Source organism: Pseudooceanicola sediminis, from assembly GCF_003575965.1.
Classification (GTDB): domain Bacteria; phylum Pseudomonadota; class Alphaproteobacteria; order Rhodobacterales; family Rhodobacteraceae; genus Pseudooceanicola; species Pseudooceanicola sediminis.
In genome coordinates this window covers 46,929-60,087 of sequence record NZ_QWJJ01000001.1, presented here as the reverse complement: position 1 = coordinate 60,087, position 13,159 = coordinate 46,929, and the positions used below count along the sequence as shown (strand labels likewise).

Sequence of the window (13,159 nt, the reverse complement as noted above, 5' to 3'; positions counted from 1 at the left end):
CAAACCTATGGGGCACGAACTTTATGCTGCGCATTATCAAGTGGCTGGTTTATCTGGCTATCCTCGGGGGAATCGCCCTCGTGGCCTATGCCTATGTCGGACCCTGGCTGGGCGCGGATTTTTCGCCCCCCGTGCAAGAGATGCGAACCCCCGTGGTGCTGGATGTCCAATGACGCAGGGCCAGATGATCTGACGTTCGGACCGGCGGCGCAGGCCCTGCGGCCCTCGGACGTGCGCCGCATGTTCCCAACGCATCACAGGACCCGCGGCAAGGCTCGGGCACTGCCCGCCGCCGGCCTCATCCTCTGTCTTGTGTTGACCGGGGCGCCCCTGATCCACCCCGCCATCGCCGAACCGGCGTCGTTTCGCGACAACGACCGAACACGCGCCACCCGCGCGCCGAACAGCCCGCAGAACACCCCGATGTCGGCAATCGACTGGCTCAACAGCCTGCCCGCCAGCGGCGTCACTGCGCCCGGCACGCCCCCTGCGGCTGCCTCGGGCACGCCCCCTGCCCCGATCACCCTGCCCGGCACCGCCGCCGGATTGACCATGCCCGCGCCCGGCACGCACCCCTTCGCGCGCAACGAGCCGCCGGTCAGCGACCGCGCCGATATTCCCGTCGTCAGCTCGCAACCCCTCGATGCCCAGCAGGTTGGCGCGGTCGGGCTGTTGCCCGCCGGCGTCACCGGTCTGCCCGCCTCGCTCTGGCAGGCATCGCGCAGCGCCGATGTGATCCGACTGATCCGCGCGCTCGACGTTTCGGAACTGCCCGCGATGCAATCCCTGCTCTATACCCTGCTGCTGGCCGAGGCAGACCCGCCCATGTCCCCCGGCGACGGCGACCCGATGCTGCTGGCCCGGCTGGCCAAGCTGCGCGACCTCGGCGCCGTCGATCCGGCGCTGGCGCTTGTCGAACGCGCAGGCCCCACCCGCGATCCGGCGCTGTTCGCCAGCTGGTTCGACCTGTCGCTGCTGGCGGGCACCGAAACCGAGGCCTGCCGCCAGATGGTCAGCGATCCGCGCCTCGCCCCCGACCAGGCCGCGCGCATCTTCTGCCTCGCGCGCGAGGGGCAATGGGACACCGCCGCGCTGATCCTCGACACCACCCGCGCGCTCGGGGCCTTCGACCCTGCCCAGGAACGCCTGCTGACGCGGTTTCTCAACGCCGACCTGGATGATGACGCCGTGCGCCTGCCGCCCCCCGCCACCATGTCGCCGCTGTATTTCCGGCTGGCCGAGGCGATTGGCGAACCGCTGTCGACCGCCGCCCTGCCACGCGCCTATGCCGTATCGGACCTGCGCGGCCTGACCGGCTGGAAGGCCGAGCTCGAGGCGGCCGAACGCCTGGCCCACACCGGCGCGCTGCCCGAAAACCACCTGCTCGGGGTCTATACCGATGGCCGCCCCTCGGCCTCTGGCGGGATCTGGGACAGGGTGCAGGCGGTGCAGGCCTTCGACCGCGCCATCACCGCCGCCCGCCCGGATCGCAGCGCCGTGCTGGCCACCCTTCCCGCCGCCTGGCAGGCGATGGTCGCCGCCGAACTCGAAGCGCCCTTTGCCCGCCTGTACGCGCCCGCCCTTGCCGCCTACGCCGACACACCCGGCCCCGTGGGGCGCATCGCCCTGACCGTCACGCTGCTGGGTCCGGGGTACGAGGCGAACGTGCGCGCCCTTACGCCGCGCGACAGCACCGAAGCCTTCCTGATCGCGCTGGCGTCGGGACAGCCCGACCGCGCGCCGCCCTATAACGCCGCTTCGCGTATCGTTGCCGCCGGGTTTGCAAAGTCGGCCCGCCCGCCGCAACGTTTGCAAAGTCAGCTCGACAATGGCCAGCTGGGCGAGGCGATCCTGGGTGCCATGCGGCTCTACGCCTCGGCCATGACGGGCGAAATGAAAGACGCCGCCGATGCCTTGGCCACCTTCCGCGCTGTCGGGTTGGAGGACACGGCCCGTCGCGCCGCGCTGCAACTGCTCCTGCTCGAACGGCGGGGTTGATCGCAATGGCCCGCCCCCCCAACGACGCGACCGCCGCGACCAGTACCACAGACATTGCCCCAGACACTGCCCCAGACGGTGCCCCGGATCACCGCTGGATTTCGGCGTTCCTCGAAGCGCAGGCGGCCGAGGCCGGGGCCGCACGCAACACCCTGCTGGCCTATGGGCGCGACCTCAAGGATGTGCAGGGCTGGATCACCGGGCACGGCCTGGACTGGCAGACGCTGTCGCGTACCGATGTCGAAAATTACCTGATCCACTGCGATGCACAGGGCTTTTCCAAGGCGACCCGGGCCCGGCGCCTGTCGGCCATTCGCCAGCTCTACCGCTTTGCCTTCGACGAGGGCTGGCGCACCGATAATCCCGCGATCCAGATCCGCGGCCCCGGTCGCGCCCGCAGTCTGCCAAAGACCCTGTCCGTGGCCGAGGTCGACGCCCTTCTCGCGGCCGCACGCAGCCAGGGCCGGTCATCGCGCGATCAGCTGCGCAATACCTGCCTGATGGAACTGCTCTATGCCACCGGTATGCGCGTCAGCGAACTGGTGACCCTGCCGGTGGCCGCCGTGCGCGGTGCGCCCGACATGCTGCTGATCAAGGGCAAGGGCGACAAGGAACGCCTTGTGCCCCTTTCCGATCATGCCAAGGACGCGATGCAGGCCTGGCTCTCTGCCCGCGATGCCGCCGAGGCGCTGGACAAGGCCAAGGGCAAGCCTGCCTCGCGCTTTCTCTTTCCGTCCCGGTCGCGCGATGGCCACCTGACGCGCCACCGCTTCTACCTGCTGATCAAGGAAATGGCCGTCGCGGCTGGCGTTTCACCCGACAAGGTCACGCCGCACCGCCTGCGCCATGCCTTTGCCACGCATCTGCTGGAAAACGGCGCCGACCTGCGGGCCATCCAGACGCTGCTGGGGCACGCAGACCTCGCCACCACCGAAATCTATACCCACGTGGTCGAGGAGCGCCTGCGCGATCTGGTCGAGGATCACCATCCCCTGAACCGCAAACCCGGCTGACGCGCGACGCTTCCGCCCCGTCACGCCTCTGCCCCGCCGCTTCATTGATCGGCTGGGCCTCTGCTCGGCTGGCCCTCCGATCTGCCAAGCCTCCGATCTGCTACGGGGTCGGGGGTCTTCTCCGACCCCGATCATGGCCGCGATCCCGCGCCCATGATCAACCTGCCGATGCCGCCTTGCAAAGGCTCCGGTCCCCGGGCAACCAACCTGCCCCGCCCGTCGGGCAAGGCCGGGCGGTGCACTTTTCCGCCAGCCGACAAGATCCGGAACCAAACGCCCCCGCGCGCAGCCATGACCAGGTGCAAACGCCCGCATTGTGCCCGCCTCCTCATCGCCTCACGCCAAGCCCGCGCCGCCCTCCTCCCATCGCCTTGACCGTCTCCGGCACCGCTCAGATACCGTTCAGATACCGACGTTGAAACCGATGCGATCTGCCGGCATTTTCGCGCCCGCCGCCCTGGTCGTTTCACCACCACTTGAACCATCGCCCCGCTATGCCCATAACCCCTTTCAACAAAGAGGACCTTTCATGGACAGCGCGACAGCACTTGTCGAAACCGGCACGATGGACACCGCCTTCTGGCTCACCGCAGCGGGGATCCTGCTGCTGCTGGTGTTCTCCGCCTTCTTCTCCGGCTCCGAAACCGCCCTGACGGCCGCCTCGCGCGGCAAACTGCGCTCGATTGCCGACAAAGGCTCCAGCGGGGCCGAGCGGGCGTTGAAAATTACCGAGGATAATGAACGACTTATCGGATCCGTTCTACTGGGAAACAACCTCGTCAACATCCTCGCAACCTCGCTGGCAACCTCGCTGTTCACCGGGGTTTTCGGGGATGGCGGTGTGGCGCTGGCCACTCTGGTGATGACCCTTCTGGTGCTCATCTTTGCCGAGGTGCTGCCCAAGACCTACGCCATCACCAACGCCGAGGTCGCGGCCGCCCGCGTCGCCGCCCCCATCGCGTTCATCATCGCCATTGCCTCGCCCGTGGTCAGTGCCGTGCGCCTTCTGGTGCGCCTTGTGCTGCGTCTGTTCGGCGTGCGCACCGACCCCGACAGCCAGATCCTCGCGGTGCGCGAAGAGATCGCCGGCGCCCTGCAACTGGGCCATTCCGAAGGCGTCGTGGAAAAGGAAGATCGTGACCGCATCCTCGGCGCGCTTGACCTAAGTGACCGCGCTGTCGAAGAAATCATGCTGCATCGTAGCCAGATCGAAATGATCAACGCCACCGATGCCCCCGCCGACATCCTGTCGCAATGCATGAAATCCAACCACACCCGCCTGCCGGTTTATCGCAACGAGCCGGAAAATATCATCGGGATCCTGCACACCAAGGACCTGCTGCGCGCCATCTACAAGCTCGGCACCGAAGGCGGCGGCGTCGCCAACGCGCTGGACAAGTTCAAGGTGACGGACGTGATGATGAAGCCCTACTTCGTCCCCGAAACCACCACGCTCGATGAACAGATGCGCCAGTTCCTGCACATGCGCACGCATTTCGCCCTGGTGGTCGATGAATACGGATCGCTTCAGGGCCTGCTGACGCTCGAGGATATCCTGGAGGAGATCGTGGGAGAGATCACCGACGAATTCGACCCCGCCGGGGCAGATCATGTCGTGCGCCCGGGCGAAGATGGCAACTATCTCGTCGACGGCGCGATGACGATCCGCGACCTCAATCGGGCGATGGAATGGTCGCTGCCCGATGACGAGGCGAACACTATCGCGGGCCTCGTCATCCACGAAGCACAGATGATCCCAACCGTCGGCCAGGTCTTTGCCTTCCATGGCTTCCGTTTCGAGGTCGCCGCCCGCAAGGACAACCGCCTCACCCGGCTCAAGATCCGCCCGCTGATGGACGCCGCTGAATAGGTCTTGCCCGCGCAAGTGACTGAAAAAACAGTGTCTAAGCGCGGAACCTGCTTTTTGCACGCCCCGCTTGGCCGCGCCATTTTCAGTCGTTGAATGTCTCGGCGCGCAGTTTACGCGCGGCGCCTGCCACCTCGGGATCATAGTGCTGCGACAGGGCGTCGAAGGTCTGGTGCATCGGTTCCTGCATCTCCGGGCGATGGTTCCAATCGACCAGGATCGGCTCCATCGGGCGCAACACCAGGGCCGCCCGATCCAGCGCCGGCACGAACAGCCTGTCGTGCAGGACTTCGTGCCCACTGCTGTCGATTTCGACGTTCACATCCATCAGCACCCGGGTGATCCGGCGCATCATGTCGATCGCGGTGCCCGGGTCGTTCACCCCCGGCGACAATGCCCGCACGGCGATTTCCGACAGGCAGATCAGGCCAAAGATCGGATCCTGTTCGAAATTGCGCAGCGTCCCGATGGCGACGTTGCGCCGGACCGTTTCGATAAGGTCATCGTCGGTACTGTCCACCCGCGCCAGGACCTGTCCCTTGTGCACAAATCCCCCCACCGGCCGCAGCAGCCAGATCCGCGCGTCGGCCTCTTCGGCGGCGTCCTGCAACAGGTCCTGGTAGATCTTCTGCACATAGCCCGTCTGATGCGCCCGCACGTCCGACGCGCTGTCAGGCACCTGCGCCAAGTCCAGGATGCGCGCCCCGAGCGCCGGAAATTTCGCCCGCATTTCATAGGCTTCGGCGGTCTGATCCTCGATCCGCTGCGACGTTTCGATCAGGCTGCCCAGCATCTCCAGATGCGAGATCCAGCGAATGATCGCCACGACGATCATCGCCACGACCAGCAAGGTCATGCCGAACAGGACGGCCAGCCCCTGATGCACGAAAATGCCCGTATCACGCAGGATGATGGCCAGCAGCGCATACAGATAAGCCCCGACAAAGGTGGCAAGGACAGTATGCGTGGTCGTGTCCTGCAACAGCATCTGGTGGGCCCGAGGGGTCCACTGCGAACTGACGTTGCGGTGCGCGGCGGCCATCACCGTCAGCGAAAAGGTCGTGACCGTCAGCATCGAGTTGGCAATGATCGACAGGATGTGATCCACCGCATCCTTGCCCACCATGCCATCCCATTCTGCCGGGATCAGCCCCGACAGCAGCTTGGCCAGCCCCACGGCCAGCACGGCCAGCAAGGCAATAAGCATGACGCGGATCACCAGGCGGCGCGAAAATTCGTGCATCTTGCGCAAGAGCGATGGAAGCATTCTGTGTCCTTCAATTGTCCTGAAGGTAAGTAAGGCATTCCGCCGAAAGGGAAAGCACCGTGACCTCAGGCGTCAGCCGTCACAGGCGCAACCTGGCCCCTTGTGACAGGCATAGGATGCGCTGATGCAGGAATTTCCGCAGGCCTTGCCTTTCCGACAGATCTTGCAGCACGATGCCAGCATCGGGCCGCCCGCGCCCAGCTGCTCGAGACGCTGTTGAAAGGTCGGCGCCACGTGCCAGGTGCTCTGGGGACAGGCGCCGGACCCGCCCGCAGCAAGCACGATGATCAGCGAAGTCACCGCTTTCATGAATGGTCCCCCAACCATACCCTCCCCAAACATACACAGTTTGCAAAGAATGGACGAGGCATTTGCAAAAGGCCGCAGCACCATCGCCCGGGGGCTGATCCTGCCAGCATTTTCGGCACTTCGCCTCACTGACCCACGGCAGGGACACGTGTTGTCCGTTCCCGCAGGGCGACTTTGCAAAACCGACACCCGGCGTCGCATTCAGGCTTGCCCTCGGGCGCTGCCCCCCACAGCATCCCGACAATCACCCCAAGGAGCACGCCATGCAGACCACAACCCGAGTCGTCGTTATCGGAGGCGGTGTTGTCGGCTGCTCCGTGCTGTACCACCTGACCAAGCTCGGCTGGTCCGACGTCATGCTGCTGGAACGCTCCGAGCTGACTTCGGGCTCGACATGGCACGCGGCGGGGGGCTTTCACACCCTGAACGGCGATACCAACATGGCCGCCCTTCAAGGCTATACCATCCGCCTCTACCGCGAGCTTGAGGAGATCACCGGCATGTCCTGCGGCCTGCATCACGTCGGGGGTGTCACGCTGGCCGACACGCAGGACCGCTTTGACATGCTGGTGGCCGAACGCGCCAAGCACCGCCACATGGGCCTCGACACCCGCATCGTCACCCCGGACGAGATCCGCGATATCGCCCCCGTCACCAACCTCGACGGTATCATCGGCGCGCTCTACGATCCGCTCGACGGGCACCTCGACCCCTCGGGCACCACCCACGCCTATGCGCGCGCCGCCAAGATGGCAGGCGCCACGATCGAGACGCATTGCATGGTGCGCGAAACCAACCAGCGCCCGGACGGGACGTGGGACGTGGTCACCGACAAGGGCACGATCCACGCCGAACATGTCGTCAACGCCGCCGGCCTCTGGGCGCGCGAGGTTGCGGCGATGGCCGGTGTTTACCTGCCGCTGCATCCGATGGAACATCACTACATCGTCACGGACGACATTCCCGAGATTTATCAACGCCCTAGCGAACACCCCCATGTCATGGACCCGGCAGGCGAAAGTTACCTGCGGCAAGAAGGGCGCGGGCTTTGTATCGGGTTTTACGAACAGCGCGCAAAACCATGGGCGGTCAACGGCACGCCCTGGTCGTTCGGCCACGAACTGCTGCCCGACGATCTGGACAAGATTTCGGATTCCATCGAATTCGCCTATCGCCGCTTCCCTGTGCTGGCGACGGCGGGGGTCAAGACCGTCATTCACGGCCCCTTCACCTTTGCCCCCGATGGAAACCCCCTGGTCGGCCCGGTCCCCGGCCTGCGCAACTACTGGAGCGCCTGCGCGGTGATGGCCGGCTTTTCCCAGGGCGGCGGTGTCGGGCTGATGCTGGCGCAATGGATGATCGAGGGCGAATGCGAACGCGACACCACGGCGTTGGATGTAGCCCGCTTCGGGTCCTGGATCACCCCCGGCTACACCCGCCCGAAAGTCATCGAAAACTATCAGAAACGCTTCTCGGTGTCTTATCCCAACGAAGAATTGCCCGCCGCGCGCCCCTGCCGCACCACCCCCATGTACGACATATTTTCGGACATGGGCGCCGTCTGGGGCCAGCAATACGGACTCGAGGTCGCGAACTATTTTGCCCAAGCCGGAGAGCCGAGTTTCGAAACCCCGTCCTTTCGACGCTCAAATGCCTTTGCCGCCACTGCCCGAGAGGTCGCGACCGTCCGCCAAGACGTGGGCATCAACGAACTTCAGAACTTTGGCAAGTATCGGGTGACGGGGCCTAACGCGCGCAGCTGGCTCGACACGATCATGGCAGGACGTGTGCCAAAGCCTGGCCGCCTCTCGCTCTCGCCCATGCTCTCGCCCTCGGGGCGCATCATCGGTGATTTCACCATCTCCTGCCTGTCGGAGAACGAGTTTCGCCTGAACGCCAGCTATTCTGCCCAAGCCTTCCATCTGCGCTGGTTCATGCAGAACATTCACGACGGGGTGCAAGTCACTAATATATCGGACACTTCTACCGGATTTCAGTTGGCGGGACCAAAGGCGACCCAGGTACTTCAGGCCTGCACGCTCAGCGACATCGGGGCGTTGCGATTCCTCGATGTCGCCCGCATGACCATCGGACAGGCCGAATGCATCGTACAGCGCGTGTCCTACACCGGCGATCTGGGCTATGAAATCTACACCGATCCGATGGCGCAGCGCAGCCTCTGGTGGACCCTCTGGCAGGCGGGTCAGCCGCATGGCATGCAGCCCTTTGGAATGCGCGCCATGATGTCGCTGCGGCTCGATCGGTTGTTCGGTTCATGGTTGCGGGAATATTCGCCAGACTACACACCTGCGGAAACCGGTCTCGACCGCTTCATCCAGTGGTCCAAGCCCGAGGTCTTCATCGGCCGCGCCGCTGCCGAATCTGCGCGCACCCGCCCGGCCGCCCGCAAGCTCTGCGCGTTCGAGGTCACGACCACCGACGCCGATGTGCACGCCTACGAACCGATCTGGCGCGACGGCGCCGTTGTCGGTTTCTGCACCTCGGGCGGCTACTCTCATCACCTGGGCAAGAGCATTGCCTTCGGCTTTCTACCCGCGGATCATTCCCACCCCGGAACCGCCGCCGAGATCGAGATCCTGGGCCGCATGTGTCCGGCCACCGTCATCACCGATACCGGGTTCGATCCCAGCGGCGCGGCCCTGCGCGCCTGATCCTGTCGCGGACCCGCGCGGCGCGGGCGGGTCCTCTGGCCGCTCGCCCGCAGGGCGTGTCGGGCGTTACCCTCAGGCCGTGCCTAGCTTGACCGGTCCTCGCGCCGTGTCAGGCGCAACCATATGCCGTTGCGGCTGCGCAGGGTCAGATGCGCAACAGGCTCCGGCACACGGCCCGGCACCGCCTCGATGTGGAACCGCCGCAGGATCTCGGCCAACAGCACAACCCCCTCGATCATGGCAAACCCGGCGCCCGGACAGACGCGGGGCCCGGCCGAAAACGGAATATAGGCGGCGCGCTGCGAATGGCGCCCCGCCTCGCTCTGCCAACGGCCCGGATCGAAACCGTCGGGATCCTGCCACAGCCTGACATGACGGTGCAGGTGCCAGGGGCTCAGCACCACCTGCGCGCCCCGGCGCAGCGACCGGTTGCGAAAAACCTCGCTCTGACTGGCCTCGCGCACCATCATCGGCACCGGCGGATACAGGCGCAGCGCCTCCCGGAACACGTCGCGGGTCAGGCCCAGCCGCGACAAGCCCGCAAACTCCGGCGGGCCTGCGGCGGCCACCTCAACCGCGACGGCCTCTTGCCAGTCCGGATGCGTGGCCAGCAGGTACAACGCCCAGGCAAGTGCCGAAGCCGAGGTTTCGTGCCCGGCCAGGAAAAAGATCGCGACCTGGTCCACCATCTCCTCTGCCTCGAAGGTCTGCCCGCTGTCAGGGTCCGGCGTGGTCATGATCCGCGTGGCCAGGTCATCGGGTGCCACCCCGTCCCGGATCTCGCGCAGCCGTGCCTCCACCAGCCCCCGAACCAGCGCGCGAATGTCGTGCCCTGCCCGCCGAACGGCCCGTGGAAAATACCGCGGCATCCAGCGGGGCAAGGGCACCAGAGCCGCCAGGTTCAGCACGGGCTGACTGCGCTGGTACTGGCGAAACCGGTCGAACACCGCGCGCGCCTGACTATGCTCGATGGGGATCGAAAACAGCGCGCGGAAAATCACGTCCGCCGCGGCGTGGCTGGTTTCAGCCTCGATCTCCAGCGCCTCGCCGACACGGCTGTCCAGCCGCGCGGCACAGGCTTCGGCGGCGGCCTGCATCGCCGGAAACCTGGCGCGCAGCTGTCCCCCCTCGAAGGCCGGATCGATGATGCGCCGCTGGCGTCGCCATGTCGCCCCGTTGCTTAGAAAGACCGCATTGCCCAACAGCGGCCGCAATCCTTCTCCGACGCGGTCGGACTTGGGAAAATCCCCGGGCCGGTCCTGAAGCACGCGCCGCACCAGATCGGGCTGGTTGATCAGGTAGGACCGGAAAAAGGGCGTGCGAAATTCGGCCATCCAGGCCCGGTACAGACGCGCGGGTTGCGCCGACAGGATATCGGCGCGAAACAGCCGCGCATAGCGCCATAGCGAAACCGCCTCGTCACGCGCGGGCGGTTTGGGGGGTGTCATGGGGCGACCGACGTGTGCCGGTTCACCGCCCGTTCGATCCGCGCGGGCGAGGCGGAACGCCCGGCATAGCGCTGCGCCAGGGTCTGCGGCCCGGCTGTGATGCGGAAATAGTCATAATCCCTTGGCCGGTCAAAGGCGCAAAGATACTGAAAATGCACCCGAAAGAACCGCCAGCGCAGTTCGGCCCACCTCTCGGGCGTCAGGCTCTCGCTGAACGCGGCCGATATGACCAGCGGCCAGCGCTTGCCCGCCTGCGCCACGCCCGACACCGCCACCGGATCGCACAGCGCAAAGGCGCAACCATCGCCCGGCGCGCTGACATCCAGCCAGAACACCCGGTCCTGCATCGCCAGATAGGCCAGATCGCGGCGCAGCCGGCGGGCCCCGGGCAGGAACGACACCATCGGCACCACCTGCCCCAGCGACAGAAACGACAGCACCGGCCCGTCCTCCGGCAGCTCGCCGTTGCGCAGCAGATCCGCCAGAACCGAGACCGCCAGATGCGCCCCCGAGGAATGCCCCACGACCAGCACCTCTTCCGCGTCGCCCTTCAACGCCGCACCGATCCGCTCGCGAAACTGCGCCATCCGCGCCTCCAGCGCCTCGGGATTGGCGCCGTTGCCCCGTGCGGAAAACGAATAATCATGCATCAGGTAATAGGCATAAAACCGGGAATCGCGCGTCTTGAACCAGCCCAGCACGAATGGCATCACACCCAGCCCGACCAGAATACCGATCCAGGGTGACAAACCGTCCAGCCGGGCACCGCGCGCCGCCCAGTTGAAAATGCCGCCAATCACCCCGCCGATCAGGGCCGCCACCATCAGCTGCACCAGCAGGAAGCCCACCGGATACAGCGCCGCGATCACGGGGCCCTTGCGCAGGCGCATCAGCCGGAACAACGCCCCCGACCAGAGATAGACCCAGGCCGTACGCGCCAGCTGCAGATAGGTCGCCGCGATCGACGACCCCATGCTGTCGCGCACGATATCCGACCACACCATGACCTCGACGTCGGTTTCCACATCGCGCCCCTCGATCGTCGCATTGACCTGCCAGCCATAGGCGGCACGGCGCCGTCGCGCCTTCAGCGCGATGCGATACTCCGAGATCGCGCCCTGCACCGCCGACTCCTTGCGATACAGCTCACGATAGCGGCGTGGGTGAATGGGGTCATAGCCGGGAATGTAGAACACCTGCCTGCGCGCCACGGCGGGCGGCAGGGGGTGTGCATTCTCCGGGCCATCAGCCTCTGCACGGGGATCGGATGTAGCGTTTCGGCTCATGTCCTCTTCCTTGGCGCAGATAAGTCTTAACGTCGTGCGAATGTAAAGGCTTATCCCAGAACGGCAAGCCCCGGAAACGTCTCCAGCAGCCAATAGGAAAACCGCGAAAATCCGCCGGTCAGCATCAGCAACCCGACGGTCCACAGCAACAGCCCCATGGCGCGCTCGATCTGCTCCATATGGCGCTTCATCCACCCCATCAGCCCGGCCAGACGCGGCAGAAAGGCCGCGACCAGCAAGAACGGTATGCCAAGACCCGCCGCATATATCGACAACAACAACATGCCCCGGCTTACCGATGCTTCCTGGGCCGCCAGCGACAGGATCGCTCCCAGCTGCGGCCCGATGCAGGGGGTCCAGCCAAAGGCAAACGCCAGCCCCAGAACATAGGCGCCAAAGGCACTGCCGCCGCGATCCCCGGCATCCAGCCGCGCCTCCCGGTCCAGAAACCCGATTCGGTACAATCCGACGAAATGCGCGCCGATCCCCATCACCAGCACCCCGGCGATGGTGTTGAACCACCCCTGGTAGGCCAGCAACACCGACCCGATGGCCGAGGCCGCAAAGCCGAGAAACAGAAAGACGGTCGACAGGCCCATGACAAAGAACAACGCCGGCACCACCGCGCGCGTTCGTGCCCCGCTGCGCCCCATGTCGCTCACCGACACCCCCGACATGTAGGCAAGGTAGGGCGGCACGATCGGCAACACGCAGGGGCTCAGGAACGAGATCACCCCCGCCGCCAGCGCCACCAGCATCGCGGGCAACAGCGCCGCATCCATGATCTCTATTCCGAACATGACCCCTCCTAGGCTTTGCCTCTCCTACCCCGTCCGCGTGGCCGCGTCACCCGCGCGCGACCTCACATCGACGTGTCAAACTGTTGCAGGGCCGGCCACGAAACACTGGACTTGGCCCCGCCGCCCTCCTATCCCGATACCATGAAGATTGCCGAGGATATCGACGCCCGCGGGCTGCTCTGCCCCCTGCCCGTCCTGCGCGCGCGCAAGCGGCTGATGTCCCTCGCTCCGGGCGCCTGCCTGCGCATCGTGACAGATGATGCCATGGCGCTGATCGACATGCCGCACTTCTGCGCCGAAGCCGGACACGAGCTGCTCTCCTCGCAAGACACCGACACAGGCCATGCCTTCGTGATCCGCAAGACCCGCGACTGACCTCGCAAGGCCACGGCACCCCGGCTCTTTCATCTGGCCGGAAATACCCAATCACCGCCGTCTCGATATGCGCCCTCCCTCGACGGGTCGCGCAAACGCAGAACGCCGCGCAACATCCTGCGCG

11 protein-coding genes are annotated in these 13,159 nt (G+C 65.7%); 6 read left to right on the top strand and 5 right to left on the bottom strand.

Going from position 1 to position 13,159, the window contains the following annotated elements; all coding sequences use genetic code 11:
• Positions 1-23 precede the first annotated feature (23 nt).
• The 4 genes from DL237_RS20680 to DL237_RS00240 all read left to right on the top strand — a co-directional run bounded on the left by DL237_RS20680 (position 24) and on the right by DL237_RS00240 (position 4,881).
• Complete coding sequence (locus DL237_RS20680; RefSeq protein WP_199671888.1) at positions 24-173, top strand: hypothetical protein; 150 nt, start codon at positions 24-26, stop codon at positions 171-173.
• On the top strand, positions 163-1,998 hold the full coding sequence (locus tag DL237_RS00250; protein WP_119397015.1) for a hypothetical protein: 1,836 nt from the start codon (positions 163-165) through the stop codon (positions 1,996-1,998). The genes DL237_RS20680 and DL237_RS00250 overlap by 11 nt, the downstream gene beginning before the upstream one ends.
• Positions 1,999-2,003: 5 nt before the next feature.
• The gene (locus DL237_RS00245) at positions 2,004-3,011 is read left to right on the top strand and encodes a site-specific tyrosine recombinase XerD (RefSeq protein WP_119397014.1); all 1,008 of its coding nucleotides are present in this window, start codon (positions 2,004-2,006) and stop codon (positions 3,009-3,011) included.
• Between the two features lie 529 nt (positions 3,012-3,540).
• The gene (locus DL237_RS00240) at positions 3,541-4,881 is read left to right on the top strand and encodes an HlyC/CorC family transporter (protein ID WP_119397013.1); all 1,341 of its coding nucleotides are present in this window, start codon (positions 3,541-3,543) and stop codon (positions 4,879-4,881) included.
• An 82-nt stretch (positions 4,882-4,963) separates the two neighbouring features.
• Here the strand turns inward: DL237_RS00240 and DL237_RS00235 are convergent, their stop codons facing one another.
• Positions 4,964-6,145: a DUF2254 domain-containing protein gene (locus DL237_RS00235; RefSeq protein ID WP_119397012.1), complete on the bottom strand. Its 1,182-nt coding sequence runs from the start codon at positions 6,143-6,145 to the stop codon at positions 4,964-4,966.
• Between the two features lie 72 nt (positions 6,146-6,217).
• On the bottom strand, positions 6,218-6,454 hold the full coding sequence (locus DL237_RS00230) for a hypothetical protein (protein WP_147405302.1): 237 nt from the start codon (positions 6,452-6,454) through the stop codon (positions 6,218-6,220).
• Positions 6,455-6,717: 263 nt separating this feature from the next.
• On the opposite strand from DL237_RS00230, the gene DL237_RS00225 reads away from it, so the two are divergent.
• Entirely contained in the window at positions 6,718-9,126 is a 2,409-nt protein-coding gene (locus tag DL237_RS00225; protein ID WP_119397010.1) for a GcvT family protein, read from the top strand.
• A gap of 83 nt (positions 9,127-9,209) precedes the next feature.
• On the opposite strand, the gene DL237_RS00220 is transcribed toward DL237_RS00225, so the two are convergent.
• Genes DL237_RS00220 through DL237_RS00210 form a run of 3 tightly spaced genes read right to left on the bottom strand, consistent with a single transcriptional unit; the run spans position 9,210 to position 12,660 of the window.
• Positions 9,210-10,574, bottom strand: coding sequence for a cytochrome P450 (locus tag DL237_RS00220; RefSeq protein WP_119397009.1), 1,365 nt, complete (start codon positions 10,572-10,574; stop codon positions 9,210-9,212).
• The gene (locus tag DL237_RS00215; RefSeq protein ID WP_233544803.1) at positions 10,571-11,860 is read right to left on the bottom strand and encodes a hypothetical protein; all 1,290 of its coding nucleotides are present in this window, start codon (positions 11,858-11,860) and stop codon (positions 10,571-10,573) included. The genes DL237_RS00220 and DL237_RS00215 overlap by 4 nt, the downstream gene beginning before the upstream one ends.
• A gap of 50 nt (positions 11,861-11,910) precedes the next feature.
• Positions 11,911-12,660 (bottom strand): cytochrome c biogenesis CcdA family protein, encoded by a 750-nt coding sequence (locus DL237_RS00210; RefSeq protein ID WP_119397008.1) that lies wholly within the window; start codon positions 12,658-12,660, stop codon positions 11,911-11,913.
• A 141-nt stretch (positions 12,661-12,801) separates the two neighbouring features.
• Between DL237_RS00210 and DL237_RS00205 the strand changes: the two genes are divergently transcribed.
• Complete coding sequence (locus DL237_RS00205) at positions 12,802-13,035, top strand: sulfurtransferase TusA family protein (protein ID WP_119397317.1); 234 nt, start codon at positions 12,802-12,804, stop codon at positions 13,033-13,035.
• The last annotated feature ends 124 nt before the right edge of the window (positions 13,036-13,159 follow it).

Bases quoted from the DNA above. Each gene is read 5' to 3' on its own strand.
- DL237_RS00215 (WP_233544803.1), bottom strand. From the start codon at position 11,860: ATGAGCCGAAACGCTACATCCGATCCCCGTGCAGAGGCTGATGGCCCG.
- DL237_RS00225 (WP_119397010.1), top strand. From the start codon at position 6,718: ATGCAGACCACAACCCGAGTCGTCGTTATCGGAGGCGGTGTTGTCGGC.
- DL237_RS00220 (WP_119397009.1), bottom strand. From the start codon at position 10,574: ATGACACCCCCCAAACCGCCCGCGCGTGACGAGGCGGTTTCGCTATGG.
- DL237_RS00205 (WP_119397317.1), top strand. From the start codon at position 12,802: ATGAAGATTGCCGAGGATATCGACGCCCGCGGGCTGCTCTGCCCCCTG.
- DL237_RS00240 (WP_119397013.1), top strand. From the start codon at position 3,541: ATGGACAGCGCGACAGCACTTGTCGAAACCGGCACGATGGACACCGCC.
- DL237_RS00250 (WP_119397015.1), top strand. From the start codon at position 163: ATGTCCAATGACGCAGGGCCAGATGATCTGACGTTCGGACCGGCGGCG.
- DL237_RS20680 (WP_199671888.1), top strand. From the start codon at position 24: ATGCTGCGCATTATCAAGTGGCTGGTTTATCTGGCTATCCTCGGGGGA.
- DL237_RS00235 (WP_119397012.1), bottom strand. From the start codon at position 6,145: ATGCTTCCATCGCTCTTGCGCAAGATGCACGAATTTTCGCGCCGCCTG.
- DL237_RS00230 (WP_147405302.1), bottom strand. From the start codon at position 6,454: ATGAAAGCGGTGACTTCGCTGATCATCGTGCTTGCTGCGGGCGGGTCC.
- DL237_RS00245 (WP_119397014.1), top strand. From the start codon at position 2,004: ATGGCCCGCCCCCCCAACGACGCGACCGCCGCGACCAGTACCACAGAC.
- DL237_RS00210 (WP_119397008.1), bottom strand. From the start codon at position 12,660: ATGTTCGGAATAGAGATCATGGATGCGGCGCTGTTGCCCGCGATGCTG.